General features: G+C 51.4%; 21 protein-coding genes. 8 read left to right on the top strand and 13 right to left on the bottom strand.

The genetic code is table 11. The features are described from left to right. The first annotated feature begins 9 nt into the window (after positions 1-9). Positions 10-285 (top strand): winged helix-turn-helix domain-containing protein, encoded by a 276-nt coding sequence (locus FTO68_RS02510; protein WP_255331788.1) that lies wholly within the window; start codon positions 10-12, stop codon positions 283-285. A gap of 3 nt (positions 286-288) precedes the next feature. Here FTO68_RS02510 and FTO68_RS02515 read toward each other — a convergent pair whose 3' ends face one another. From FTO68_RS02515 to FTO68_RS02530, 4 genes are all read right to left on the bottom strand, one after another. Beyond that, positions 289-1,422, bottom strand: coding sequence for an ORC1-type DNA replication protein (locus FTO68_RS02515; RefSeq protein ID WP_255331789.1), 1,134 nt, complete (start codon positions 1,420-1,422; stop codon positions 289-291). Between the two features lie 106 nt (positions 1,423-1,528). Beyond that, the gene (locus FTO68_RS02520) at positions 1,529-1,708 is read right to left on the bottom strand and encodes a hypothetical protein (RefSeq protein WP_255331790.1); all 180 of its coding nucleotides are present in this window, start codon (positions 1,706-1,708) and stop codon (positions 1,529-1,531) included. A 71-nt stretch (positions 1,709-1,779) separates the two neighbouring features. Then, positions 1,780-2,451, bottom strand: a complete 672-nt coding sequence (locus tag FTO68_RS02525) for a metal-dependent hydrolase (RefSeq protein ID WP_255331791.1) — start codon at positions 2,449-2,451, stop codon at positions 1,780-1,782. A 206-nt stretch (positions 2,452-2,657) separates the two neighbouring features. Then, positions 2,658-3,092 (bottom strand): hypothetical protein, encoded by a 435-nt coding sequence (locus FTO68_RS02530; RefSeq protein WP_255331792.1) that lies wholly within the window; start codon positions 3,090-3,092, stop codon positions 2,658-2,660. A 149-nt stretch (positions 3,093-3,241) separates the two neighbouring features. Between FTO68_RS02530 and FTO68_RS02535 the strand changes: the two genes are divergently transcribed. Beyond that, the gene (locus FTO68_RS02535; RefSeq protein WP_255331793.1) at positions 3,242-4,729 is read left to right on the top strand and encodes an MFS transporter; all 1,488 of its coding nucleotides are present in this window, start codon (positions 3,242-3,244) and stop codon (positions 4,727-4,729) included. A 544-nt stretch (positions 4,730-5,273) separates the two neighbouring features. On the opposite strand, the gene FTO68_RS02540 is transcribed toward FTO68_RS02535, so the two are convergent. Beyond that, a complete protein-coding gene (locus FTO68_RS02540; RefSeq protein WP_255331794.1) occupies positions 5,274-6,608 on the bottom strand; it encodes a hypothetical protein in 1,335 nt (444 codons plus the stop codon). A 147-nt stretch (positions 6,609-6,755) separates the two neighbouring features. On the opposite strand from FTO68_RS02540, the gene FTO68_RS02545 reads away from it, so the two are divergent. Further along, on the top strand, positions 6,756-10,820 hold the full coding sequence (locus FTO68_RS02545; protein ID WP_255331795.1) for a HEAT repeat domain-containing protein: 4,065 nt from the start codon (positions 6,756-6,758) through the stop codon (positions 10,818-10,820). A 93-nt stretch (positions 10,821-10,913) separates the two neighbouring features. On the opposite strand, the gene FTO68_RS02550 is transcribed toward FTO68_RS02545, so the two are convergent. The 6 genes from FTO68_RS02550 to purH form a co-directional block, all read right to left on the bottom strand. Further along, positions 10,914-12,434 (bottom strand): sodium:solute symporter family protein, encoded by a 1,521-nt coding sequence (locus FTO68_RS02550; RefSeq protein ID WP_255331796.1) that lies wholly within the window; start codon positions 12,432-12,434, stop codon positions 10,914-10,916. Positions 12,435-12,622: 188 nt separating this feature from the next. Continuing rightward, complete coding sequence (gene ilvN / locus FTO68_RS02555; protein ID WP_255331797.1) at positions 12,623-13,123, bottom strand: acetolactate synthase small subunit; 501 nt, start codon at positions 13,121-13,123, stop codon at positions 12,623-12,625. Continuing rightward, complete coding sequence (ilvB, locus tag FTO68_RS02560; protein WP_255331798.1) at positions 13,120-14,793, bottom strand: biosynthetic-type acetolactate synthase large subunit; 1,674 nt, start codon at positions 14,791-14,793, stop codon at positions 13,120-13,122. Before ilvB ends, ilvN begins: the two co-directional genes overlap by 4 nt. Then, positions 14,765-16,279, bottom strand: coding sequence for a 2-isopropylmalate synthase (locus FTO68_RS02565; RefSeq protein ID WP_255331799.1), 1,515 nt, complete (start codon positions 16,277-16,279; stop codon positions 14,765-14,767). The genes ilvB and FTO68_RS02565 overlap by 29 nt, the downstream gene beginning before the upstream one ends. Positions 16,280-16,414: 135 nt before the next feature. Then, positions 16,415-17,047, bottom strand: a complete 633-nt coding sequence (locus tag FTO68_RS02570; protein WP_255331800.1) for a DUF4013 domain-containing protein — start codon at positions 17,045-17,047, stop codon at positions 16,415-16,417. A gap of 308 nt (positions 17,048-17,355) precedes the next feature. Beyond that, positions 17,356-18,840: a bifunctional phosphoribosylaminoimidazolecarboxamide formyltransferase/IMP cyclohydrolase gene (purH, locus tag FTO68_RS02575; protein ID WP_255331801.1), complete on the bottom strand. Its 1,485-nt coding sequence runs from the start codon at positions 18,838-18,840 to the stop codon at positions 17,356-17,358. 330 nt (positions 18,841-19,170) lie between these two features. On the opposite strand from purH, the gene FTO68_RS02580 reads away from it, so the two are divergent. The 5 genes from FTO68_RS02580 (at position 19,171) to FTO68_RS02600 (ending at position 25,022) form a co-directional block, all read left to right on the top strand. Then, positions 19,171-19,692, top strand: coding sequence for a nucleotide exchange factor GrpE (locus FTO68_RS02580; RefSeq protein WP_255331802.1), 522 nt, complete (start codon positions 19,171-19,173; stop codon positions 19,690-19,692). 5 nt (positions 19,693-19,697) lie between these two features. Then, entirely contained in the window at positions 19,698-21,527 is a 1,830-nt protein-coding gene (gene dnaK, locus FTO68_RS02585) for a molecular chaperone DnaK (protein WP_255331803.1), read from the top strand. A gap of 5 nt (positions 21,528-21,532) precedes the next feature. Then, complete coding sequence (gene dnaJ, locus FTO68_RS02590) at positions 21,533-22,666, top strand: molecular chaperone DnaJ (protein WP_255331804.1); 1,134 nt, start codon at positions 21,533-21,535, stop codon at positions 22,664-22,666. An 85-nt stretch (positions 22,667-22,751) separates the two neighbouring features. Beyond that, positions 22,752-23,705 carry a methyltransferase domain-containing protein gene (locus FTO68_RS02595; protein WP_255331805.1) on the top strand — a complete coding sequence of 318 codons (954 nt, stop codon included), beginning with the start codon at positions 22,752-22,754 and terminating at the stop codon, positions 23,703-23,705. Positions 23,706-23,891: 186 nt separating this feature from the next. Further along, positions 23,892-25,022: a hypothetical protein gene (locus tag FTO68_RS02600; protein WP_255331807.1), complete on the top strand. Its 1,131-nt coding sequence runs from the start codon at positions 23,892-23,894 to the stop codon at positions 25,020-25,022. A 36-nt stretch (positions 25,023-25,058) separates the two neighbouring features. Here FTO68_RS02600 and FTO68_RS02605 read toward each other — a convergent pair whose 3' ends face one another. Together FTO68_RS02605 and FTO68_RS02610 are read right to left on the bottom strand one after the other, a co-directional pair. Continuing rightward, a complete protein-coding gene (locus FTO68_RS02605) occupies positions 25,059-25,937 on the bottom strand; it encodes a DUF2156 domain-containing protein (RefSeq protein ID WP_255331808.1) in 879 nt (292 codons plus the stop codon). 25 nt (positions 25,938-25,962) lie between these two features. Then, a complete protein-coding gene (locus tag FTO68_RS02610; RefSeq protein ID WP_255331809.1) occupies positions 25,963-26,475 on the bottom strand; it encodes a GNAT family N-acetyltransferase in 513 nt (170 codons plus the stop codon). Between the last annotated feature and the right edge of the window lie 459 nt (positions 26,476-26,934).

Raw genomic sequence — 26,934 nt, forward strand, 5'->3', positions numbered from 1 at the left:
GGGCTCAGAATGACCGGACGGCGGACAGCGTACGAGATCTACTGGGAGATCCTGGTCTTCTGCAGAAAGCCGCAGTCATTCACCGGCATCATCAACCGGTGTGATCTGAACTCAAAGACCGGACAGGAGTATCTGACATTTCTCATGGAGAAGGGCTACATCACCGAGGAACATGAAGGGGATAAAAGGCGGTACCTCTCAACCGACAGGGCAGAAGAGTATATCTCGCTCTTCAACTCGCTCTACCGGAAGCTCTTTGATTCTGCGCCCTCCTTCAAGCTGTGAGCCTCAGGCTCTGCATATCCCCTCCACCTCCTCCCGGCTGTACCTCGGTGTAATCACGTCCGTTCTCCCCTTCGACTGTCTTATCCTGAGATCAATGAGCCCGATTTCGGCTAGTGTTTCCAGCCGATCCCAGAATACCGGGTAGGAGATCTCCTCCTCTTCGATCAGATAGCCATACATCTCACCTGAGGTCAGGGCTTCGCCACCTGTATTAGTAAGCGTCCGGATGAGGAGGAGGAGGAGGGCACGCTCCTCTTCAGATAGCCCCTGTATCATCTCCGCGAGGTGAAGCAGCCGGAACTCGCCATAGGCAAGGAGAATATCCTCACGGAGCACCGATCTCCTCCCCTCCCGCATGGCTCTCAGGATCGAGCGCTTCAGGAGATCGAGCCCGATCCGGAGATCTCCTGTTTTCTCTGTCTTCCGGACGATCTGATCCAGCACGTCCGATGAGATCACGCCGGGCATAACGCCCTCACGCACACGGAGAGAAAGGATCTCCCTGATCTCATCTGCCGTATAGGGGGGGAACGGGATCTCGTCTGCGCAGAGTGTTGATGAGACGCCCGGATCGAAGATCCGCGAGAAGTCAAGCTGCATCTCGCTTGTGGTCATGATCACACCGGCCCTGCAGCCCGGATAGTCCAGGTGCATCCTGAGGAGCGAGTAGATGACTGCATTTACAGTATCATGCCGGATCAGGTACTGGACATCATCAAGGCAGACGAGGAGGACGGCATTTCTGTCAAGAACGGCCTTTGCGATCACGTCCATCAGCGTTGTCGTGGAAACTCCTGTCCTGGGCGGGGCATGGCCCGCGATCATGGCAAAGATCCTCGAATAGATCGCGTATTTCGTCTGGTCTGTCTGGCAGTTCAGGTAAATAGGGAGGATTCGTCTCGTCGCTTCCCTGATCTCAGAGAAGAGATGTTTCACACTCGTCGTCTTTCCGCTCCCGGGCGGTCCCCGGCAGATTGCATTTCCCGGTGACATCCCCTCCATACCGGGCCGGATCCGAAATGCAAGCTCTGCAAGCTGGTTCTCTCTGAAGAGCACCTGTTCGGGCATATAATCGAACTCGAAGAGTTCGGGGCTATGAAAGAGGCTCTGGTCGGAGATGAGGAAGCGGCGTATCATCTTGATCAAGGATTGCACGGAGACCATAAGAAGTGCGGGGGACGGAGGGTGAAAGTGAAGAGCCCTTCATCATACTGTGCTGTTCACAGCAAACACATCTCCATTACTACCGTATCTTGCAGAGGCGCCAGTGTGCGATAAGAGCAGAAATGATGGTCAGCACAAAGGCAAAGATGACCGCTCCCGTCCAGTCGATGGCTCCGAGAAAACCATAGGTAAAAATTATCCAGAGCAGGCCGCCAAGGATGCCGATTATGCAACCTTTACATCGGACTGGCTGATGCATGATGCTATCTTTTGTTATGATATATATAAAACAACAACACAAACGGGATGTTCGCCTCCCCGTATGTTCGCCTACACCCGTGAGATCTTCAGGATCAGCACCCAGATGATCGCAAAGAGGCAGATCGAGATGGTGATCACCGCAAGGTGGCTGATTGCATACGTGATCCCGGCAACCACCAGCCCGATGGCTGCAAACAGGAGCACCGATGCATATAAGCCTGGCCTCACCTCGACTCTGCTTCCGGTATTAATGCTGCCTGCATATTTCCTGTCACTGAATGGCTTGAATGGCATAAGCCCGCTCCGGGTACAGCAGTCTTCGAGGATATGGAAGATCCCTCCGGCAAAGAGCCCCAGGAAGAAGAACCCGATGATGATATTCCAGAAACCAAGCAGGTATAGGGCAGATCCGATCAGGAGAGCCAGAATCAGGGTATACACGATCACACCAGGTAGCGTATGCATCGAGCCTCGGTGGGCAGGGTTGAAAGATTTTTCGAAAACCCTGTACACCAGCTTTGTTGCCGGGATGACCACCGGCCGCATGATGAGGCTGAAGATGCGTGCAATACCATCCATATGATGGAGTTTTGAGTCTGTTGCATCGGTATCCGGGAGGAGCGATCCGATGATCACACCGCCTATGAAGATCGCTACCTGCACCGGATGGATGAGAAGCCATGGAGCGGCAAGAAGGAGGGCACTTCCTGTACTGATGGCAATATGGTCTTTTCCACGCATTCGTATACCAGAATGCTCTTGTATTTAATAAGGGTGCACGCCCGGAGCGTGAAAGTGAAAACCGACCACCTCCGCATGACTCTTCCTCCCCTTCTTCCGGGAGAGAGAGGCAATGCGTCCCGCTATCGTCTACTTTTCCCTGGAGGAATTACCCTCAGGAGAAAGCGGTGAAATGGCTTTTATATCCCATCTACTTCCGGAAGGCTTTATTTCGATCCAATGACCCCATGCAGGAACTGCGATATCTTCTCAAAGATGGATGGCTGCGGCTCGGTCTGAGCTGGCGACTCTTTCTTCTCAACCACGCTCTCTGGAAGGGCGGTTTTAATGGCTGGCATCTCTTTTACTTTCGGATATGCCACATGAGGGGTTGGCTTACCGGAAGCTTGTGCCCGTATATATTCCCGGTTGTAGATGTCAGGCTTTCCGCTTGCCCGGTGACTCAATACAGTACCCGATTGTCCATATTCCCGGCTGTAGATGTCGGGCTTTCCGCTTGCCCGGTGACTCAATACAGTTCCCGATCGTCTATACTCCCGGTTGTAGATGTCGGGCTTTCCGCTCCCCCGGTAACTCAGCACAGTTCCCGATCGTCCATATTCCCGGCTGTACAAATCCTGTTGTGATCCGCTCTGGCTCATACCCGTTACTCTACGTATGAGTATATATATGTAATGCAATGTCTTAACAAATTGAATTCCGCTGATTGATAAAAATAATCTTTTTACCGGATCCTTTCGCAATCCATGGTTTGAAAACGGTTATACCAGAAGAATGATAAGCTTTAATCATGCATCAGGGGAACAACGATCATTCTGAAATAAATTATACCCTCCTTCTCATCTCGATCTCACTTGCAACCTTCATGTCGTCACTGGATGGAACCATCGTGAATATCGCTCTGCCGACGATCTCGGAGATCTTCAACCTTCCGATGACCTCTGTCAGCTGGGTTGCAACCATCTACCTCCTTGTTCTGACAGGGTGTGTCCTCATCTTTGGAAAACTGGCAGATCGGATGGGATTTAAGATCATTTTCATCTCCGGCTTCATCATCTTCACAATCGGCTCCTTCTCCTGTGGGTTCTTCCCGGAACTTGTCAACTCATATGGCGTATTGATCGGATCCCGCATCCTTCAGGCAATCGGCGGGGCGATGATCGTCTCCATTGCACCGGCACTTGTTGCGGCATTCTTCCCAATGAGGATGAAAGGAAAAGCGCTTGGGCTCATTACGATGTTTGCAGCATTTGGAGCAGCTGTTGGTCCGATCATGGGCGGGATGCTGACACAGTACCTCTCATGGAACTGGATATTTTACATCAACGTCCCTGTCGGAATCTTTGCCATAGTGCTTGGGCTCTCCTCCATCCCGAAGACACCCCCGGCAGACCATTCCACAACTGCCTTTGACCGGCTCGGGGCAATTCTGGTCTTTATCGGGATAGGCATGCTGATCTATGCGGTCAGCGAAGGAGCATCACTTGGCTGGACCAGCCCGCAGATTCTTTTCTCCATAGTAATCTCAGCAATAGCCCTCCTTTCTCTCCTCTTCCATGAACTTAAGGTGCCTGATCCCCTTATAGACTTCAGGCTCTTTGCAAAGAGGAACTTTTTAATCGTCAACCTGATGCTCGCTCTCACGTATTTCCTCTTTGCCGGTGTCAATTATATCCTTCCATTCTTCCTTGAGATTGTCAGGGGCCTCGACCCATCCCGGAGTGGGATCATCCTCACTGCACTCTCAGGTGCGTTGATGGTAAGCGGCATCCTGTCGGGGATATTGATCAACAGGTATGGAAACCGGAGACTCTGCATCATCGGTGCTATTATCGTCTCTCTTGGATACATGATGTTCATCATCTTCTCAACTGATGTGTCAATCACATACATTGTCCTCTCACTTGCGGTGCTTGGATTTGGCCTTGGATTCCTGGTATCTCCGGGCACAAACATGATTATGGGTATGGCCTCCCGGGACAGGCACGGCATGGTCTCAAGCCTCCTCAATGTCGAACGGTTCGGCCCGATGACCCTTGGGATCTCCTTTGCCAGCATGCTCTTCATCCAGGCGATCCTCATGGTCGGAAAACACCGTGAAGTGACCCTGGAATCTCCTAAAAATCTCGTCGTTGAAGCTGTTGCAACTGGATTTGATCTCGTTTTCGTAGTTATCTTTGTGATATCGCTTGCAATACTTGCACTCGCCATTCTGAGCAGGGATGAAATTCATCCTGATAACGTGGATAGCGACGAGCCGGTTTTTGCAGGGATATAGCCCTGATAAATCCTTCTTTTTCCCTTTCTCTCCCTGATAAGCAGACTCGCTTATCGCTCACTTTGCCACAAAGTCTCCGTTCCATCATCACAAAGGAGATCCCGGGCATCCAAAAAAGCGGGCACATTTCCCTCTCTGTAGCAAAATCCTGCCTTCTTATAGAACAAAATCGATCTATTCCTTGCGATTGTATGGATTGCCTGGCACCCTTTGGCGGACGCATCTGCAGCCACGGTCTCACCAAGCATCGTCTTACACTCCGGTTCTGCTCTTCCGGGAGCATGCAATATGGAGGATCTAACCGTCAGATATAGATTCAACATGGCCACAAGTCTGCCAACCACCACTCCGCCATTCCTGGCAACGTACCTGCATTCATCCCTCTGGCTGAATGAATAAAACACTGAACCCTATTCCATCATTAAAGGCATCCGGTGGCCTGGATATTCAGTGAAAGGCCTGAAGGGGGAGTGACGCTGCCGATGGAGTGTCCCCTAAGCCACATGAACGCATAGGGCATATGCAGGAGATGGAGCAGCCACAATCAGCCAATGAACTCTTCGGTGAATGGAACGGACTGTTTGCCTCCCCTATCCCTATCCTTCATACTGATATGCGCTACAAGCAGGTTGAGAACGAGTGATCCGGTGATCGCGTCATCATCCACCCCTCTTGTTCCCGCCATTGCCAGATCCATCTCCACCATCTCCCTGATCATGGCAATAGCCGGGTGCATCTGTTCAGCTGAGGAGGCAAGATGATAGATCTCCTTTGGCCTCCTCCTCAGTGAACTGAGGATGATTCTCCTCCCTGCCCGCTTCAGCAGGTGCTTTCGGGTGGGGCGATCGATTGGCTTCTGATCGGCAAGGGAATCGATCTCTTCTGCCTCCCTGCCAGCGGATCTGATATCCTTAAAGAGGTAGGTTACCACACCCGCGGATTCATCGGTTCCATAGAGGATGAGACGATCATTGTAAGTGAAATGGCCGGTGAGATAGAGGGGGATATCATATCTGCTGCTCTCATGGGGCAGGGGGAAGATATACGACAGTTTAGCCTCCTGTAGTGGTGAACAATCCGGCTCCTCACCAGTCGCTTCTCTTCCGCCTGCCTTCGAAATCTCTTCAGGGTTGATGAAAAGGATGAGTTCGCCTGGACATTCCGCTGGAGTTTCCATCGAAAGAACAGTTGAGGCAATAGTGGCAGGATTCAGATCCGACAATCTCTGAATCATCACGGGAATGCCGGAATCTGCCCCGATAACCAGAAGTGCGCTCTGCATCCGATTAGGATCGGGTTCCTTTCCTGCCAGGGTAAAAGGGTATGCGATCCTGCGGAGATCGGATTTGAGAGCGGATGCGATCATCTGCTGCCCACTGGTATTGCTGCCGATCCCGGAAAGCACTGGAAGGAGCCTCTCAGGTGCCAGATCGGGAGGTCCTGGTATCTCCATGCTCTCCGTTCCCGGCACAACGGATGGCGGGGGATTGAGACCGCTCCTCTGGATCAAAAGCCGGGTGAATTCATGATGGCAATCAGGGAATGCTTCCCTGATATGATGCAAAAGTGAGGCACCCTCTGCTGGAAGGGGGAGACTATCCTCAAAGATCTCCTCGCGGGTTTCAGGAGCTTCCGGGGGCTCCACAATCCATGTGACCGTCTCTGTCTCTCTGTTCTTCCGGGTGCCTTTTGGGATCAGCCCTTGATCCTCTGTCAGTCTTCCAAGGTAGGTGCTCACTTTCCTTGGTGATTTTGTTGTTTTATCGTATCTGCTGGTTGAGTGGTAGACGTAAGGTTTTCCTGAGATATATTTAATCTCAAGGCATTTCGCCCCCTTCTCCCGCTCTCTTCTGAGCCAGGTCTTTGCCCACTCATCCATATTCTGTTTTTAGGGAGTATGGCTATATAGATCTTCTCCTCTTTGTCTGAGGTAACAAAAATCCGTAAATTATTAGCCTCTCCATGATTTATGGGATATATCTCTCCTCAAATTCCTACATCGACTGCAGGTTGCTACAAACCATCTATGTATATATCAGGGATGACGATCAACGGTACTCTGAAGCAGCAGGGGAGTGACGAAGATATGGTGTTTAACACCCTTTTTGGAACAAACATCCAGAGCCTTGCGGATCGAGGGAAATTCGGTAGGATCACCGCCCTGATCAACTCCGATGATCCCGAGACAAAACTGGAGGCTATCACTGTCCTCGTACGGCACGGGGGTGAAGCATATGAACATTTGGCTGTTGCCCTCTCCGAACTCATATCTCCTCTGGAACAGACACAGCTTGTCCGTGAGGTCTATTTCATGCTTGTGGGCAACCCGGAAGAACTCGTCAGGTTCATTCTGGTCTCCCCGGAAAATATCCGGACAATAATCCGGAAATATATCATATCAGAAGGAAAACCGGACCTCTTCACGCTCCATTCGCTATCGAGAAGAAAAGATCCTACTCTCAGGCAATCAGCAATTGCAACAGCTGACACCCTCGGCAAAGAAGGGTTTGACATCATCCTCTCCGGTCTCTTCGACCGTGACCCGGATGTGGCATCTGAATCTGCAACCATCCTTGAACGCCGAAATATTGTCCCGGATGCACCCAAAGAGAGGGCACAGTACCTGTTTGTCAGAAAGAAATGGAACGAGCTTGTTCATATCGGAAAGGCAGGCACGCCGATCCTCCTTCGTTCACTCAAGGAGGGGGATCAGAAGGTGCGGCGTGCTGTTATCAAGGCGATTGGAAAGGGGCACAACCCGGAGATGCTCCAGGTTCTTCAGAAGTACCTGAGTGATCCCGATCCCCTGATTGTAGGTGAGGCGGTTGCAGCGATAGGCGAGATTGGCGGCCCTGATGCTGAGCAGATACTGGAGATGTGCCTCAATGCCAGGTACCCGCTGATCAGGATGGAGGCAAGCTGGGGCCTTCAGCGGATGGGCTGGAAGCCAAAAAACGATCACCAGAAGGTGCTCTCTCTTCTTGCCCGTGAGGACTGGGGCGGTCTCACTGCGATGGGAAGAACCGCTATCCCTGCCCTTATAAATGCTCTCAGGGAGACCCACTCTGCGGTTCGTTCAGGGGCAACAGAGACCCTCCGGAACATAGGTCCGGTTGCAATCCACGCCCTCCGCCAGGTGGCATCGTCAAGTGATCCGAATCTCGCTTTGGTGGCACGGAATGCACTTGCGGAGATCGATAAGAAGAACCAGCAGTTACGGGCAGATTCGCATGCAAAGCCGGTAGATTCCAGGCGATACCATGACGAGCTGGCTGCTTCCCTGAAGGCGCGTGAGAGCCATAGCAGGTTATCAATGAAAAAAAGCGGCAGGCAACCTGCTGCACTTCGTGAAGAGGCTGTGAAACCTCCAAAACCTGATGAGTCAAAGAAACGGTATGCCGAAGAATTTGCAGCTTCAGTCAGGGCACAGGAAGAGTTCCGGAAACAGGTCCCGTATAAGCCGATGCCGGTTATTGAGAAACCCACTTCTCTACCGGAGGAATCCAAAAAGGATCTTGAAGTCAACGATATCATCCTGAAAGGCTTAAACGAAGCCCTCAGGAAGATGTATGGGGATATCGGCCCCCGTATCCCGATTACGGACGAAGAGGAGATCAAACCGCTGGAGAAGCGCGATGAGGAGGTCGTCTTAACCGGGAGTTCTCTCAAACCCGCTCCTGCACCAGAACCCCTCCCCCTTCCTGAGAAAGAAGAGGAAGATGAGCCCGAAGAAATGGATAACTTCGAGAAACTTGTTGCTTCGCTCTCCGATCGTGATACTAATATCCGGATCTCGGCCTGTTATGCGCTCCGGCTTTACCGTGAGCGTGCAGTCCCTCCGCTCATCCGGACCCTTCACGATCCGATCGCATCAGTGAGGGTTGCTGCGATCGAATCACTCGGGGAGATTGCTGATCCCGAAGGGAAACTTCCCCTTATTGAATGCATTAAGGATAGTGAGCCAGATGTGCAGATTGCCGCAGTTGCAGCTCTTGGGAACTACACGGATAATGAGGTGATTAACACCCTTGTTTCCCTTCTCGGCCACGATCATTTTCGTGTATCCATGGCCGCCTCCGATGCACTGGTACAGATCAGGTTCCTGGCACTTGCGCCACTTGCAAAGGCTCTAAAACAAGCTCCCATGCGGATCAGAACAAATGCCGCTGCAACCCTTGGAAAGATGGAAGATCAGGATGTAGTTCCACTGCTTATGGAATATCTTGAAGATCCGTCTGAAGAGATGCGGATTGCAGTTGCCAAAGCCCTTGCACGTGTCGGCTACCCGGCGATCCGTCCCCTGGCAGAGGTTGTGGTGGGGGGATCGCGGCTCCAGAAACTGACCGCACTTGATACCCTTGGCCGGATGAGTGAGGATGAGGCAACAGCAGCCATTCGTCCCGCACTTGGCGATCCCGATCAGGGCATCAGGATCTTTGCTCTCCAGATGATCAGGAAACGGGAATCTCTTGCACTCTGGAGGAGTGCCTGGGCAGAGCAGCTTGGAGGGGCGGTGCCAAAGCCAAAAGGCATTCCCAGGCTGAAGAAAGACGACAAGGAACTCTATGACCAGAGTGGTGGAGAAGAGGATGTCAAGACTCTCATCCAGGGGCTGAGGGACAGTAACCGCAATGTGCAGTTTGCAGCAGCAATGAAGCTCACGGTCATGGGAAGGCCGGCTATAGAGGAGCTTCTCAAAGCAGTGAAGACCGAATCGCCTGAGATCAGGGCACTTGCTGAAGAGGTGATCGGTGAGATGCGGGATGTTGCTGTTGAGCCGCTTCTTGATGCATTATATGATGAGAGCTCGGTTGTACGTGCAATCGCGGCAAGAAACCTGGGCAGAATCGGTGCAAAGAAAGGGTTTGACAGTCTCCAGCGGGCATTTGAGACCGAACAGGAGACCGAGGTCCGTGCGATCATCGTCGAGGCACTCGGCTACATCGGCACCGGTGAAGTGGTGCCGACACTGAAGCGGGCACTCCATGATCGGGATGAGGAAGTGAGGCTTGTTGCAGCCCGTGCACTCGGATATATCAATGATAGTTCGGCAGTAGAAGCCCTCATGAGTGCTCTTGACGATACTGACATCCGCATCTCAGAGGCTGCCCTGACCGCACTGAAAGATCCGGATGGAACCCCGCAGGAGCACCTGGTTAAGGCGATGAGGGATGCGGGCGGTTTTCGGAATAAGAGTATCTCAAGCGCTCTCACCTCAATCGGCTGGACACCTGAGACAGAGGAAGAGGAGGTCTGTTTCCTCATCTCTGAAAACAGGTGGTTTGATATCGAGAAGATGGGTTCATGTGCTATCCGGCCGATTGTGGATACTCTTCAGAAAGGGACGCTTGAGGAACGGATCGAGGCGATCAAGACGCTCTCCCATATTGGCGGATCGGATGCTGTGCATGCTCTCATTGGTATCCTCTCTGATGAGCATATTATGGTTCGGAAGAAGGCAGAATATGCACTGGTCGATCTCGGCGAGCTGGCAGTTGAACCATTGACTGCTCTCCTTGGGGAGGAGAAGGGTCCCCTCGATAAAACCGTACAACGGATTCTCAGACAGATCGAGTCAAAGCGTCTCCAGGGAGGCGAAATGGACAAAATTGGTGAGACAGATTTCGATATCGCTGAAACCGGAACAATTGAGTCCATCCTCTCCGGTACCAACATCCCGGAGCCATCAGAAGAGGATGAAGCCCGCTCTCTCACCGCAGAAGAGGCTTCTGGTGATGAAGATGCCTCCGATCACCTTGAAACCGATTCAATAACGGATCCTGGCGTGGATGAGCATCCTGTTGCCGGTACAGATGATGGATCAAAAGCTCCACTCCCTGCTGAAGAGCTCTCAGGTGAGATTGATCTTCCTGAGGTCGATCAACCAGATGGTTCGAAAACATCCGAAGTATCTGAAACCGCCCTTCCCGCCATAGATGAAGAATCCCTCGCCTCATTCTCTGAAGAGGAGTTTTCCAGGCTGGTAGAGGATTTCGATGCAATAGATCTCTCCCTTTCTCCAGATGAAACAATTACCCCTGCTCATGATAAGAAGAAACCTCTGGAGCATGATGAGGATGAGAGCCATTGATCTGATACATCAGTTGCCTTGATGTTCGGTATCATTCCCTCTCCTTTCTATTCACATAATGCTCAAAACATGAACGGCTCTGGTATAATCTCCTCAGCGCTTTCTGAAGATATACCATCCTGTCATTGTGGTGTCAAGCACCTCAGGATTGTTCTTCTCAGTGCGCCAGCTGACCAGAATCATCGCCAACAGCGCTGCTGTCACAGAATACAGGCTGAAATGGACTGGAAGGGGTGTGATATACTGATGGTAATAGCCGGCAATGCCTGAGGAGATCAGCCCAATAGCCATCGCTGCAAGAGCCCCCTTTGTTGTTGCCCCCCGCCAGTAGAGTCCTGCCAGAATCGGGACAGCAAACGTGGAGAGCATCACCCCGATACCCATCCAGATCAGCCATGCAAGCATCTCGGGAGGATTGATTGCGAGGATAAGCGATATTCCTGCTGCGGCGAAGACGGCTATTCGTGATACCAGAAGAACCTCTTTATCTGATGCATGGGGATGAAGGATGTTTTTGTAGATGTCCCAGGAGAACATCGTCCCGATGGTGAGCATCAGGCGGTCTGTTGTTGACATTACTGCCGCAAGGACAATGACTGTGAATATGCCCCAGATGAAGACATTCGGCGCGGCATACCCGACACCATACATAAATGCAAAGTCCTGGGAGTTGATGACATCGGGGAGGACAATTGATCCCTCTTCAACCAGTACGCGAACCGCAAGGCCGGAGAGTTTCACGAGAATCATCACGATAAGGTACACAACAAAAGCGATCAAAGGTGCCCATTTGAAATATTTCGTCTCTCGTGCCGCAAGAACATTATTGATCACATGCGGTGCGCATGCGAGGCCGATGGTCATCAGAAGCCCAAATGAGAAGAGAAACTCCGGTGTTGCAAAGGCATAGTCGGCATATACCGGAGATGGATACCAGGGCTGGATGAGGTTTGGATCGATTCCGGCAAGCACTTCGTTGATATGTGTGAGCCCGCCCGCCTTTGCGATCAGGAGAGGTGCGATTCCGATAACACCTGCAATTAAAAGCCCTCCCTGCACAAGAGTTGTCCAAGAAACGGCATATAATCCACCGATCACCGTATATGCAGTGATGATGATACCTGCAATAATTAATGCCTGCCAGTGCTCGATCCCAAAGAGCCATACGAGGACGATACTAATGGCAGTATACTGTCCGACGAGATAGATCAATGAGACGGTAATACCGGCGAGTGCAGAGAAACCCCTGACATCGCGTATGCTCTCGTAACGGTGTGCAAAATAATCCTCCAGTGTCATATACCCGTTCTCACGGCCGACACGGTGAAGCTTCACACCGAAGATGGTGATGCAGAACGCTGCTGCGAGCGGAACAGCAATCTGTTCCCATATGCCGGGCCAGCCGGATGCATACCCAAAGCCGGATACGCCAACAAGCGTCATCCCACTGCATATCGAGGCGATCATCAGGATGGTAAAGACCCAGAAGCCGAGTGACCTGCCAGCAACGATGTAATCTGCGGTAGTATTGATCTTCCGTGATGCAATGACCCCGATGGCAATCAGGACAAAACAGTACAAAAGAATGATCAGAACAGTCCCGAAATCAGCCATGATCAGAAAAACTCCATTCTTATTATTCCATGGCTTGTGAAACGAGTGAATGAGATCGTTTGAAACAACATCGCGGTATTATATCCATTCGGTCTGGCGATCATGTCATGCTATGGTATGTCAAGGAAATAGTTAAACTGCGTGATATTTTTTTTGTGAGGATGAGTAAAAAAAGAAGAAAGATGGACTTATTCTCCGGCTGTCGTCTTTGAGCCACGCAGTGCAGCGATCGTGCCTGTCCTGACGAGCTCTTTCACGCCGTACTGGCGGAGAAGCTTTTCGAGTGCATCGATCTTCTCGGGAGGGCCGACCACCTGCAATACCAGGGTCTTTGCACCGACATCGATGATCTGTGCCCTGAAGGTATCTGCAATCTGCATCACCTCGGCACGGGAGCTGCCTGGATTGGCCGCCACTTTTATGAGTGCGAGTTCACGCCGGACATGCTCCCGGTAGGTGATATCAGAGACCTTGATCACATCAATCAGCTTATTCAGCTGTTTTTTGACCTGCTCGATCTGGGTGTCGTCCCCGTTCACGGTGATGGTGATCCGGCTCATCTCAGGCACTTCACAGGTCCCGACAGCCAGGCTCTCGATATTAAATCCCCGGCGGGAGAACATCCCGGCGACTCTGGAGAGGACACCGGCCCTGTTCTCAACGAGGACGGAGAGTGTATGGACTTTCATTCTTTCTGCCCCCCTATCATCTCATTGATTGCAGCACCCGCAGGCACCATCGGGAACACATTCTCCTCCCGTTCAACCCTGAAGTCAAGGACGAATGGGCCGTCTGTTGTTATGGCCGCAGTCAGTGCCTCTTTGACCTGATCTGCCGAATCAACCCGGATGCCGTCGATCCCGTAAGCAGCGGCAATACCGACGAAATCAACAGATGGCAATTCGGTGTACGAATACCGGCGATCATAGAAGAGCTCCTGCCACTGCCTGACCATGCCAAGGTACATGTTGTTCAGGATGACTACCTTGACCGGAATATCGTATTGCACGATCGTCCCAAATTCCTGGATATTCATCTGGATGCTCCCATCTCCGGCAATATCAAAGACCGGAAGATCGGGGCGGGCAAAATGGGCGCCCATCGCGGCAGGGAGGCCATATCCCATGGTTCCAAGCCCTCCGGATGTTATCCAGGTTCGCGGGTGCCTGAAACAGAAGTGCTGGGCGGTCCACATCTGGTTCTGCCCAACCTCCGAGACGATGATCCCCTCCCCGTTTAGGAGATCTGAGAGGGTTTTAATGACGAGCTGGGGACGCAGCACACCGTCATCGGGGCAGGACATCGGGTACTCAACTTTCCAGTGGTTGATCTTATTATTCCAGGTAGTCCTCTCTTTTCTGCCGGTGAGCCGATCGAGCATACAGGTTAGCACCATGCGCGAATCCCCGACGATCGGGAGATCAACAACTTTATTCTTGCCGATCTCAGCGGGATCGATGTCGATATGGATGATTTCGGCATTTGGGGCAAACGATTGGATCCGGCCGGTTACCCGGTCATCGAAACGTGCACCGATGGCAATGAGGAGATCACACTCGGTGATTGCATAGTTTGCATACCGCGTGCCATGCATCCCGAGCATCCCGAGGTTCAGGGGGTGATCGCAGGGAATCGCACCGATCCCCATTAGTGTTGTCGTAATGGGGATCCCAGTTGCCTCTGCAAAACGGATCAATTCCGGGGATGCGTCTGATGCGATCACACCTCCCCCGGCATAGATCACCGGCCTCTCTGCCTCACCTATCATCGAGATTGCCTTTTCGATCTGCCTGATATGCCCTTTGAATGTCGGGTTATAGCCTCTAAGTGAGATCTCTCCCCGTGGTTTGGGTTCGGGAGCCTCGTTTGTCACCACATCTTTTGGGAGATCGATTAAGACGGGTCCCTGCCGCCCGGTACCGGCGATATGAAATGCCTCTCCAAGTACGGTGTCTATATCTTCTGCCTTCTTGACGAGGTAGCTGTGCTTGGTGACCGGCATAGTGATACCGGTGATATCTGACTCCTGGAATGCATCGTTTCCAAGCAGGGCTGTTGGGACCTGCCCGGTCAGTGCGATCATCGGGATTGAGTCCATATAGGCAGTTGCAATGCCGGTTACAAGGTTACATGCTCCCGGTCCGGATGTCGCAAGGCAGACACCAGTTTTGCCTGATGCACGTGCATACCCGTCTGCTGCATGGGCTGCCGCCTGCTCGTGCCGCACAAGAATGTGGCGGAGCGGGGAGCCGTAGAGCTCGTCATAGATTGGGAGTACTACGCCACCGGGGTATCCAAAGATGGTCGTCACTCCTTGCTTTAATAGTCCTTCAATGAGTATTTTTGCCCCGGTTTTCATCTTTTTCCCTCAACAATCTATTCATCCCGGAGATCATCGCCTCTACCGACGCCATGATAATATCGGTTCTGGCCCCACGGGAGGTAATTAACTCTCCGTCCTTCATTAATTTAACAGTGACGTCGACGAGTGCGTCTGTCCCGCCATAGATGGCATCGACGTGGTACTCTTCAAGCGTGATATCTCCGACATCCTGTACCGCCTTCCGGAGAGCCATGATGACTGCATCAACCGGTCCTGCGCCGGTAGATGCCTGCGTGATATCTTCACCGTTGACAGTCAGGGTAACAGATGCTGTTGGCATAACACTGTTTCCTGAGACCGTCGTAAATTGTTTCATCCTGATCACTGGTGTGCAGGAGATGTCAAGCACCGCCTCTGCAATAGCATGGAGATCCGAGTCTGTGACCCTTTTTCCTTCATCGCCAAGCTGTTTGACCCTGGAGACGATCTCCTGGAGCTGCCGGGTTTCTGTCTTATATCCCATCTCAGAGAGTGCCGCTTCAACAGAGGCGCTCCCCGAGTGTTTTCCAAGGAGAATCCTCCGGCGCCGTCCGACCATTTCCGGCATGATCGGCTCATAGGTTGCAGCATCACGGAGGATGCCATGGGCATGGATTCCGCTCTCGTGGGTAAATGCCATCTCACCGACGATTGCCTTGTTTGTCGGAAGCGGCACACGGGTGAGTCTGGATACAAGTGTGGAGAGGTGGTAGAGCTCATCTGTCCTGATGCCGGTCTTCACCCCATAGAGTACCTCAAGCGACATGACAAGCTCTTCAAGCGGTGTGTTGCCTGCCCGCTCCCCAAGTCCGTTTACTGTGGCATGAGCACATGATGCACCTGATTTCATTGCCGAGAGTGTCGTCGCAAGGCCAAGCCCCAGATCATTATGGCAGTGGATGGAGAGCGGAGCCAGTGCCGCAAGCGGCGGGATAATCTCGCTTGCCCGCTCGGGAGTCATTACGCCGACTGTATCACAGAAGCAGATCCGATCCGCACCCCGCTCCACTCCTCCGGCATAGAGATCATAGAGGTATGCCTGATCTGCTCTCGATGCATCTTCGCCCGAGAGCTCGACGATTAAACCCCGTTCTTTTGCATATTCAACAGAATCCCATGCCATCTGTGTGACATATTCCCGATCCTTCCGGAGCTTCTTCTCGATATGAAGGTCAGATACCGGGATGACAAGATGTACGGATTCTGCACCATAATCTGCTGCATAGTCGATATCAAGCTGGACACCCCGGACAAACGTGCAGATCTCAGCCGCAAGTCCTGCGTCGGATATCAGCCGGAGAGACTCGCGTTCTCCATCAGATGCAACAGCTGATCCAACCTCGATGACAGAAACACCAATGTCTGAGAGAAGTGTTGCGATGTTTAACTTATCATCGGGTTTTAGCGATACACCGGGGGTCTGTTCCCCGTCACGCAGAGTTGTGTCTAAAAAGCGTGGGCTTTTAACAAATAAAGCAATCACTCATAGTGGAAAGCACCATTTTAAGAATGGTACTTTGGAATATTTAATAGGTTGGCTCTTTTCAACCATTCATCCTCCGGAGAATCTCAACTCCCAGCTGATCTCAAAAAAGAAAATAAGAGTATTCCTTCAGCTTCAGGCAGCGCTGTCGTAGACAAGCGACATGTAGCGTGCAGAGAAGATGATAAATGCCGGCATCAGGATGAAGAGGAGGAGCTGGCCGAGAATCGGGATGAGCATCAGGATGAACTGAACAACACCGATGACGATTCCCAGAATGATGATCGCTATGATGTAGTTGATCCAGCCGATCTTTCCGATATGCCCAAAGACAGCGCTGAAGTTGAATGCCTCGCCAAATGAGTCCATCCGTGAAAACCGGATGTAGGCGATTGGAACGATTAAAGCGATAATGATCGTCAGTACAACAAGGACAAGCATGCCGATACCCATCGTGCCGAGGGCGGCCATATCCCCACCTGCCATGCTGGTGAGTACTGAACCCCCAACCACGAGGAATGCTACAATGAAGACCGGGATGAAATACACAATCCCCACAATCAGCAGCTTGATACCGTCGATGAAGAGGCTGCCCCAGTTTTCAAGTTCGGGAGCAGGCGTTGTTCCCTTGTATATTCTCATTGCATAGCCATAGATAAGAGGGAAGATGATCGAGCAGATGATGAGGAGAATCCACTTCATCCATTTGCCGATCAGGCATTCCTTTGTATACTCAAAAGAGTCCCCGAGTAGTTTACCATATTCCATAGTGTCACCACCTCTGTGGTAATCAGAATACTATCTTCTTTGTATATAAATATTACTCTTGGATCAGCGAAAATTGAGCTTTTTTACGTGATTGAGATGTTATTCTTTGAGAAGAATGGGATATCAGAATAAAAAACGGTTGATTGCAATATTGAGGTTAGATTAACAGGATTTCATGATCATTGAGTATGGCCGGTATCGCACTGCCAACACCATCTGTATAAAAATAATGTGGGTTGTATTTATAAATTTGTTCTTTAATTGATTATAAAAAGGTATGTTCTGAAAGAGTCACACGCTATGCCGATCTAATGCCTGAAGTACCGGACTCCCGTAAAAATCATCGCCATGTTCCGCTTGTTGGCCGCCTCGATCACTTCCGCATCCCGGATTGATCCACCTGGCTGGATGAGTGCTGTCGCGCCGGCATCTGCTGCCACTTCAAGCGTGTCAGGGAAGGGGAGGAATGCATCGGAGGCGATGACCGATCCCTTCAGGGATTTATTCGACTTCTCGATCGCAATCTTTGCCGCATCAACCCTGCTCATCTGGCCGGCTCCTATCCCGAGGGTCTCCTCGTTGTTTGCAAAGATGATCGTGTTGCTCTTTGTATGCTTACAGACCCGCCATGCAAGCCTCATCGCCTCCAGTTCTGCTGAAGTCGGCTCACGCTCGGAAACAACCTCCCAGTGTTCAAGATATGGGGGGGTCCGCATACAGAGGATGCCGCCGTCGATAGAGCGGAGTTCATCCGCGAGCGAGGGTTCGGGCATGATAAGCACACGCATATTTTCTTTTGCCTTCATCATCTCCAGAGCCTCTGCTGAGAACGAGGGCGCGATGATCACCTCCACAAAGGTACTGCAAATAGCCTCTGCCACATCTGATCCCACTTCACGATTCAATGCAACAACTGAGCCGTATGCTGAAACAGGGTCGACATCACGTGCACGAATATAGGCGTCAATTGGCTGTTTCCCTGTTGCCACTCCGCAGGGGTTATTATGCTTGACGATAACGCAGGCGGGATCATCAAACTCCCTGAGAAGACCAACTGCTGAGTTGAGATCGAGGTAATTATTATAGGACATCTGCTTACCCTGGAGGGGCTCGACACCGGCGATCCCGACAGTGCCATAGACGGCTGCCTGCTGGTGGGGATTCTCCCCATAGCGGAGCTTTCTTCCAGACTCAAACTGCACCGTCAGCACTGAGGGGAATGTGGAGTCTAAGCTGTTTAGATGGTTGCTGATTGCAGCATCATAGGCTGCAGTCCGTGCAAAAGCCTTCTTTGCGAGGGAGAGGCGAACGGAATCCGGCACTCCGCCTTTTTGAAGTGCATCTGTTATCGCGGGATAGTCTGTTGGATCGCAGATCACAGCAACATCCTTATAATTCTTGGCAGCGGCCCGGATCATCGCCGGCCCACCAATATCAATAAACTCGACAAGTTCCTCAATTGGAAGGTTCTGTGCTGACATTGCCTCGAATGGATAGAGGTTCACAACCAGCAGATCGATTGCCGGGATCTTGTGCTGTTCCATGATCGCATCATCGATCCCACGCCTGCCGAGGAGTCCGCCATGGATCTTCGGATGCAGCGTCTTAACCCGCCCGTCCATCATTTCTGGAGAACCGGTATATGCGGAGACCTCGGTGAAAGGAACACCTGCTTCAGCAAGCGCCCTCCCTGTACCTCCTGAACTCAGGATATCTATCCCCAATTGGTGAAGCGAACGTGCTAATGCCACTATTCCTGTCTTATCCCAGACAGAGAGGAGAGCCGTTGACATATATGAACTATTGATCGTTTTGAATATTAGAAACCACCCCTTCCACCCATTGGCAATTGCCAGATGGAAGATGGCTTTGGTTCACGATCTCTTATCTCCCGGAAATGAAAAAATCAGTCTGCGCCCTGTTTTGGGGTGATATCTCTGCTGGAATGAATGGGTAGATGTAAATTTGGCTCTTTTTTAGAATTGGTGAATATTTGTGTATATTCGTCTTGTCTATGTCAAGAATCCAATCGTGCGCATGAAAGAGCATTTACTTCAGGTAAGGGATAAGTTTATATAGAACTGCATTGCAATAGATACTGTAACACTTTGATGTGATCTTCTATGGAGGCTGATGAGACTGAGAGACAGGAAGAGGATATGAATACAGAGAGTGCCGCGAGCGACGCAGGGGCAGGAGATGAACTCCGGGTTGCCCAGGCAAGATGCGAGGAACTCAATGACAAATATCTCCGCCTTGCTGCTGACTTTGAGAATTACAAAAAGAGGACCGCCCGTGAAACCGAGCAGATCATACGATTTGCAAACGAGCGTCTGGCGCTTGAGTTCCTTGAGATCCTTGACAACCTCGAACGGGCTCTCAAAGCAGAGGACGCCGATCTCAAAGAAGGGCTTTCACAAATTCATAAATTATTCCTCTCGATCCTGGAGAGAAACGGCATCACCCCGATTAAGTGTACAAACGCCCGCTTTAATCCAAATGAGCATGAGGCTATTGCACATATCCCCTCTGACTATGAGGAGGGGTACATCATTGATGAGGTATGCCGGGGGTATTGCATGCATGATAAAGTGATACGGTGCGCGAAAGTGGCTGTATCAAAAGGCAAACAAAATAACGAGTGATTAAAATGGCAGAAAAGATTCTTGGTATTGATCTTGGAACGACATACTCCTGTATGGCGATTATGGAAGGCGGCACCCCGAAGGTGATCCCAAACTCCGAGGGTGCCCGGACAACCCCTTCGGTTGTGGCGTTTGCAAAAGATGGCGAGCGGCTTGTCGGTAGTGTTGCAAAAAGGCAGGCAGTTACAAATCCGACACGAACCATCGCATCGATCAAGAGGAAGATGGGAACTGAAGAGACGGTATCAATTGGCGATAAGAAATACACTCCACAGGAGATTTCGGCGATGGTTCTTCAGAAACTTAAAGTCGATGCCGAGTCCTATCTGGGAGAGAAGATTACAAAAGCGGTTATCACCGTCCCTGCGTACTTTAATGACGCTCAGCGGCAGGCAACCAAGGATGCTGGCAAAATCGCCGGCCTCGAAGTGCTCAGGATCATCAATGAGCCCACAGCAAGCTCTCTTGCATATGGTCTTGATAAAGAGGGTGAATCGACGGTACTGGTCTATGATCTTGGCGGCGGTACATTCGATGTCTCTATCCTGACTCTTGGAGACGGTGTCTTTGAGGTTCTCTCAACAAACGGCATCAATAAGCTTGGTGGAGATGACTTTGATGACAGGATCATCGATTTTCTCATCGATGATTTCAAGAAGAAGGAGGGTGTTGACCTCAGAAAAGATCCCGTGGCACTCCAGCGTCTCAAGGATGCGGCAGAGCGGGCCAAGATCGATCTATCGACGCTTCAGAAGACGAATATCAATCTCCCCTACATCACCACATCGGATTCCGGGCCGAAATTCCTTGATACCGATCTGACACGTGCAAAATTCGAGCAGCTGATCGGTGATCTCGTCGATAAGACGATCGATCCAGTGAAGAATGCATTAAAAGATGCCGGACTTGAGTCAAAAGATATCACCCACGTCCTCCTCGTAGGCGGATCCACCCGTGTCCCGCTCGTTGTTGAGACAGTGAAGCGGATCACCGGTAAAGAGCCGGACAAGGGGATCAACCCCGACGAGTGTGTTGCGCTCGGAGCAGCCATCCAGGGAGCTGTCCTCTCCGGAGAGGCAAAGGATGTAGTCCTCCTTGATGTGACGCCGCTCACACTCGGTATCGAGACTCTCGGCAATATTGCCACCGCCCTGATCGAGAGGAATACGACAATCCCCACCCGTAAGAGCCAGATCTTTTCCACCGCAGCTGACGGGCAGACGAGTGTCGAGATCCATGTCGTCCAGGGAGAGCGCCAGTTCGCACGTGACAACTTCTCGCTTGGCAGGTTCCAGCTGACCGGAATACCTCCGGCTCCACGTGGCGTGCCGCAGATTGAGGTCACCTTTGATATCGATGCAAACGGTATCGTCCATGTATCGGCAAAGGATCTTGGTTCCGGCAATGAGCAGTCGATCACGATCACCGGAAAGAAAGATCTCGCTGATGCCGAGATTGAGAAGATGGTCAAAGATGCCCAGCTTCACGAAGAAGAGGACAAGAAGAAGCGTGAGGAGATCGAGATCCGGAACAATGCGGACATGGCTGCATACAGTGCCGAGAAGCTGATCAAGGAGAGCGGCGAGCAGCTGGATGATGAGGATAAAAGCTCCATCGAAGAGGCGGTAACCGCACTGAAAACAGCACTTGAAGGCGAAGATACCGTCATCATCAAAGAGAAGATGGATGCCCTGCAGGATGCTGTCTTCAAAGTCACCACAAAGCTCTACCAGAAGGCTGGTGAAGCGGCACAGGCAGCCGGTGAAGGAACTGAAGCTAAACAGCCTGATGACGATACCGTCGTCGATGCAGACTACGAAGTCAAGAAAGAGTGAGTTGGATGGTTGCGGAAAGCTACTATGACACTCTTGGCGTTCCAAAGAACGCAACAGAGAAGGATATAAAAAGAGCCTACCGCAACCTTGCCCGGAAGTACCATCCGGATGTCTGCAAGGAGGAGGGTGCTGAGGAGCGTTTCAAAACCATCAATGAGGCATACAGTATCCTCTCCGATGCCGATAAGCGCCGCCAGTATGATCAGCTGGGGCACGAGGCATATACAAATGCCTCAAAAGGAAGCTATAGTGGCGCTGGAAGTGCAAACTATGGTTTCTCCTCTGATTTCTCAGGCTTTGGAGATATATTCGACTCATTCTTCGGAGGGCGTGGTGCAAGGGGCGGGCCCCAGCGTGGTGCTGATCTCCTGATGAGGGTCTCTGTCACTCTCCGCGATGCTGTCTTTGGCACAGACCGGGATGTCCGGGTGATGCACGCAGAGCCCTGTCCGGCATGTGATGGTACCGGCAGTGCCAATAAACGGCAGACAACCTGTTCCCGGTGCGGTGGCAGCGGGCAGATGCGCTCCGTTAGCCAGTCTCTCTTTGGCCAGTTTGTCAGGATGACAACCTGTACCGAATGTAACGGGAAAGGGAAGATACCTGAGCAGACCTGCAAATCCTGTAATGGAAGCGGGCATACCCAGGTACAGAGGACGATTACAATCCATATCCCGGCAGGTGTCGAGCCGGGGATGCGGCTCCGGATGGAAGGGTATGGTGAGGCAGGGGATTATGGCGCCCCCACCGGCGATCTCTACATCGAGGTGATGGTGGAGCCCGATAAGCGGTTCGATCGGAAAGGCGATAATCTTGAGACTGCCGTCGAGATCACGCCTGCACAGGCGGTGCTTGGGTCCGAGGTTGAAATCGAGACGATTGATGACCGGAAAGTCAATCTCAAAGTGCCTGCCGGTATTCAGTATGGCACCGCACTCAGGATTCCAGGCGAGGGTGTCAGGAGGCGTGGCAGGCCCGGGGATCTGCATGTCAGGGTGATCATCAAAACACCAAAGAGTCCGGATGCAGAGGTAAAGGAGCTGTATCAGAAGATCCTTGAGCTTGAGATGAAGGATGAAGGCAAGGGCCAGTCTGCATCAGATAAGAAGGGCTTCTTCGATAAGATGATGGGCCGGTAAATCCATGCCGGTTGTATATCTCTTTTTTCTTTGTATGAGCTGTATCGCACAGGTATTTCACCTCAGATAGCGAACTATTATAGCGATGAAACTGCTCTTTGAGCTCTCCGGGGAACACCCTGATCTCCCGGCAGCGGAGATTGGGTGTGTCGGCAAGGTGCTTGCAACCGCACCACAGGTTGCCATTGCGAGCTGTCCGGTTCCAAAAGATACTCTCCGGCTCTCCCAGACACATGTTGTGATGGAGTACCTCGGTGAGTGCCCGGCAGAGATGGGAGCATTTTCCTCCCTCCTCCATAATCTCAGTCTGGCACCAGAAGAGCCGTTCTCTTGCCGGGTTAAGCGGATTCATCCGGCAGATCTGCCTGCTTCGAAGATGGATATCGAGAGGATGATGGGGCGTTTAATCGAAGGCGAGGTTTCGTTGAAATCTCCTGCGGTTGAATATCGTGCCATCTTCTCGGATGGCACCTGCTATCTGGGACGTGTGCTTCACCATATCGATCGGGGCGCCTATGCATACCGTAACCCGATGCGGCGTTCCTTCTTCCACCCCGGCGTGATGATGCCCCTCATGGCACGGGCGATGGTAAATCTTACGCGGATTTCGCCAGGTGGGATCTTCTATGATCCATTCTGTGGAACCGGCGGGATTATGCTTGAAGCCGAATGTATCGGCGCAACCGTCGCGGGATCGGATATTGATCCATATATGATACAGGGTGCACGGGTAAATCTGCCGAATTCAGTCTGCTTTCGTGCAGATACCTGCTATCTGCCAGTAGCAGATAAATCGGTAGATGCTGTGGCAACGGATCTGCCATACGGGCAATCCACATCGATAAAGGCTGCCAGCCTCGATAAGCTCTATACCCAATCATTATCTGAGATCCGGCGCATACTTAAGGATGAGAGCAGGGCGGTGATCGTTACTCACCAGGATATCTCCACAATAGCAGAGGAGTATTTTGAGATCATCCATTCATTCTCTCAGCGAGTGCATAAGAGCCTGACACGGCAGATAGTGGTGCTCGCGTAATCGGTGAATACTACAGGAATATGGTAGCAGGCAGCAGAAGCAGGATTTGGTACAGCCATGTTCTTAACGGCTTATGCTCTGCCGGAATAATAGCAGGCCCCGGATGCAGGTTCGCTTCGGGAGAACAGATATGGTTTCATATTTACAGGAGAATGATGAAAGCCACCAGCCGGGAGGGTTTGAGTGGTGTTAGACTGGCTAAGGGAGAACTGCTCCTCATTTGAGCCAAACCGTGCCCTGGCTATCCGTGCACTTCGTCACCTGAAGAAAGGTGACAATCTCAAACTCTTCTCAGATGATATCATGGAGATGCGCACCGTTGAGGGCTACTGGTATGAAGCGCTCATCTATGAGCTTCTCCTTGAAACGGCGGGCAGAACAAATGCTATTAAGAAGATAGTAAAGAAGGGTCCGGATGCCCCCCGCCGTCCGGTAAGGATTGCCCTTGGACAGAATGGCATGTATTATGCCGAAAAGGGCGATATCAGGGTGCGCGGTAATGGCCAGGATCTGGCGGAGGTGGATCTCCTCCTGATAGATAATCATAACCAGGTCTCATTTGCCGAGATCGTTACATCTCCTGCCGATCTGAAGGATCTTGAAGCCGAGATCCATTACAAAAAGAAGCTTTTTGGCTATCTCTTCAGGCAGGAGACGGTGGAGTTCTCTCTCTTCTCGGCTGTTGATATCTCAAATACCCAGGTGATTAAAAGGCTCTGCCGGGAAGAGGAGAATGCCTATGTCGGGACTTTCAGTTGTGAGGAGCTGAAGGCATCAATCCGCTCTCTCCGCCTTGCCTCTCTTTCACGGCAGGCCGTGAACAACCCAAAGCTCATCAGCGCCCTGTCGCTACGCACCCGCCCCTTTGATTACCGGCAGTTCCATGATCAGGCCCTCTCACGCCTGCTACATCATGCCGGGCAAAGCAGCCCCCAGGGGGTGGCTCTCGCTGATCCTGGTGTCTCCCCGCTCGTAAAGAAGGTGATCTTCGGAGCAATGAACCCGGCAGCGCAGAAGGAGCTTGTCAATGAGCTTGGGATGCGGGTGAAGAGCACGATCCTGGATTACGGAACTCTTACCCGCGATTATTCAAAGGTGGTCTTTGCAGTTGATCTCCCCGATCTCTCGCCGGTGGTCTACATCAAGCCAAAGAAGAGACGGATGTACTATAAAATGGTCCCTGAAAAGACAGGGGGATTCAAGTATGAGCGCCAGACTCCGGGGCGGGTCGGGTTTTATCTCTGGCTTGAATCCGCAAAACCGGCGGTATCAACAGAAACGATGTACTCCCTCCTCGATCTCTGTAACCGGAGATAAATTCGACTCTCTTTTGGAGGTGTTTCCATGGCCTTTCTAACAGAAGAATTCTTTGTGGGCTTCCATATCTGATCGCCGGATAAACCAGACCGGTGCCATATGGTGGGGATGGTACCTGGTTTTTGCCTCCCTGAGGCCGGGCTCACCCATGTCTGATTCGCGGTTTATATATCGGTGACGGGACTGGACGGCCTTTGCGGTCTGCATGTTGATCGCCTTGTAGATCCCTTCAAAACCCGGGAGTGCCTTTTCAAAGTGAACGACAATGGTCTCATCATTGAGATTTCCCCAGATAGCGATTGCCCCGATTGCCTTTTTGGTTCTGATGAGAATCCCATGGCATCCTATTTCATCAAAATGATCGATAGAGAAGAAGACCGCATCTCTTTCATGGGCAAGGATGGGGTATTCGTCACAATGTTTCCACTCGCACCACTTTTCAAGGAATTCTGTGATCTCTTCTATGTTGCCGCTTCCGATTTCTTCAACACTGTATTCGGTTGTCCTGTTGAATTTATTGATATGCCCCCGTATGGTGAGGTACTGTCTTCCCGGAAGGGTTGCCAGATCGGTCGAGAGATAGACATAATCTGCAAAATCCCTGTCTTCATAGACAGGTATGCCGGGATATCTCTCAGTAAACCAGTTATATCCATCTTCATCCAGCATCTGGAATGGTGTGCTCCCTCCATCCCTGTATGCGAGGCAGAGGAGATCGGCAAGAAGTTCATCGTTCTTTTCTCCGATGGGAGGTCTGAATGTCCGATCTCCATCAATATCTGTCATGATGATCAGGGTGTTATTGCGTATTGTATAGTGGTAGTGGGCATAGTGATTCCAGCAGAGTATTGTTATGATCGTATTGTCGCTGTGTACCTGGGGATACTGCCTGAAAAATTCATTAATTATATCCATATTCTCCAGTGTTATCGGGGAGAAATCATTGAGAGAGAGCATCAGATTCCATCTTCCTGTATATCATAGGGACATATTTTTCCATCGGTTGAAAGCCAATTTTTTTATAAAACGGGAGGGTGCCTGGCTCTGAGATGAGTCCGATCCAGGATATTTTGTCCTCCACACACAGCTGGGTGAGAAGCTGGATGATCTGGAGTCCGATATAGCATCTCCTGTACTCTTTCAGGACAACAACATCCTGTATGTATGCATCGGAGATCCCATCTGAGATTGTCCTGCCCATGCCAACTGCAGATCCGGTGATCTCGTCAACTGCTACAACAAAGCGATGGCTTCCCCGGATGAGATCAGGGATACTTCGGGGATCCATCTCTTCACTCCACCATCCGCCTGCGCGGTAGAGCCTGACAATCTCATTGATATCCCAGTTGCAGACGACGTGAAGTGAGATCGCCTGTACCCGTCCCTGCTTCTGGTTTCTATTCATGCCTGCTTTATACGTTGTATCCTGTCCTCTATCAAGCTTCTCTCTCATCCTGCTTAATCTCTTTTCTCTCTCTATTCAGAAATCCTGGTTCCGGGGAACCGGGTGGTGTGTCCTGCCTGGCGCCGCAAATGGCTGCGATGAACATTCGGTACGATGCGCGATCACTGCTTCTATCTCATAGTGTGGGTGTGACATCTCCAAATTTTGAATTTTTGAGGCTGGGCGTCGCCTGATTATGCACTTTTTTGATGATGAAATGAAAGGGTATATATGCCACTCGTGCATATCTAATTAGGTCGCAGGGCAGAAGGATGCGCTGAATCCGGGGGCAGATTGCCCGACGATTCGCGTATACTGCTATTTCGCCAAAAAACCGGTGGTATGGCAACTGCCTCAGTCAGGGACTGTTCCTCTGTTTGGGTGAGCGGTCCCGGGTACCCGGCGTCATCGGTGCCGGGTATTGAAAGGGAGTTCTGCAGGGTAATCGGGTTGCCAGATGAGAACCTA

It is taken from the genome of Methanocalculus taiwanensis (genome assembly GCF_024372745.1).
GTDB lineage: Archaea > Halobacteriota > Methanomicrobia > Methanomicrobiales > Methanocorpusculaceae > Methanocalculus > Methanocalculus taiwanensis.

What these genes read in the sequence shown, in the direction of transcription:
- FTO68_RS02510 (WP_255331788.1), top strand. Translation starts at nt 10, where the DNA reads ATGACCGGACGGCGGACAGCGTACGAGATCTACTGGGAGATCCTGGTC.
- FTO68_RS02515 (WP_255331789.1), bottom strand. Translation starts at nt 1,422, where the DNA reads ATGATACGCCGCTTCCTCATCTCCGACCAGAGCCTCTTTCATAGCCCC.
- FTO68_RS02520 (WP_255331790.1), bottom strand. Translation starts at nt 1,708, where the DNA reads ATGCATCAGCCAGTCCGATGTAAAGGTTGCATAATCGGCATCCTTGGC.
- FTO68_RS02525 (WP_255331791.1), bottom strand. Translation starts at nt 2,451, where the DNA reads ATGCGTGGAAAAGACCATATTGCCATCAGTACAGGAAGTGCCCTCCTT.
- FTO68_RS02530 (WP_255331792.1), bottom strand. Translation starts at nt 3,092, where the DNA reads ATGAGCCAGAGCGGATCACAACAGGATTTGTACAGCCGGGAATATGGA.
- FTO68_RS02535 (WP_255331793.1), top strand. Translation starts at nt 3,242, where the DNA reads ATGCATCAGGGGAACAACGATCATTCTGAAATAAATTATACCCTCCTT.
- FTO68_RS02540 (WP_255331794.1), bottom strand. Translation starts at nt 6,608, where the DNA reads ATGGATGAGTGGGCAAAGACCTGGCTCAGAAGAGAGCGGGAGAAGGGG.
- FTO68_RS02545 (WP_255331795.1), top strand. Translation starts at nt 6,756, where the DNA reads ATGTATATATCAGGGATGACGATCAACGGTACTCTGAAGCAGCAGGGG.
- FTO68_RS02550 (WP_255331796.1), bottom strand. Translation starts at nt 12,434, where the DNA reads ATGGCTGATTTCGGGACTGTTCTGATCATTCTTTTGTACTGTTTTGTC.
- ilvN (WP_255331797.1), bottom strand. Translation starts at nt 13,123, where the DNA reads ATGAAAGTCCATACACTCTCCGTCCTCGTTGAGAACAGGGCCGGTGTC.
- ilvB (WP_255331798.1), bottom strand. Translation starts at nt 14,793, where the DNA reads ATGAAAACCGGGGCAAAAATACTCATTGAAGGACTATTAAAGCAAGGA.
- FTO68_RS02570 (WP_255331800.1), bottom strand. Translation starts at nt 17,047, where the DNA reads ATGGAATATGGTAAACTACTCGGGGACTCTTTTGAGTATACAAAGGAA.
- purH (WP_255331801.1), bottom strand. Translation starts at nt 18,840, where the DNA reads ATGTCAACGGCTCTCCTCTCTGTCTGGGATAAGACAGGAATAGTGGCA.
- FTO68_RS02580 (WP_255331802.1), top strand. Translation starts at nt 19,171, where the DNA reads ATGGAGGCTGATGAGACTGAGAGACAGGAAGAGGATATGAATACAGAG.
- dnaK (WP_255331803.1), top strand. Translation starts at nt 19,698, where the DNA reads ATGGCAGAAAAGATTCTTGGTATTGATCTTGGAACGACATACTCCTGT.
- dnaJ (WP_255331804.1), top strand. Translation starts at nt 21,533, where the DNA reads ATGGTTGCGGAAAGCTACTATGACACTCTTGGCGTTCCAAAGAACGCA.
- FTO68_RS02595 (WP_255331805.1), top strand. Translation starts at nt 22,752, where the DNA reads ATGAAACTGCTCTTTGAGCTCTCCGGGGAACACCCTGATCTCCCGGCA.
- FTO68_RS02605 (WP_255331808.1), bottom strand. Translation starts at nt 25,937, where the DNA reads ATGGATATAATTAATGAATTTTTCAGGCAGTATCCCCAGGTACACAGC.
- FTO68_RS02610 (WP_255331809.1), bottom strand. Translation starts at nt 26,475, where the DNA reads ATGAGAGAGAAGCTTGATAGAGGACAGGATACAACGTATAAAGCAGGC.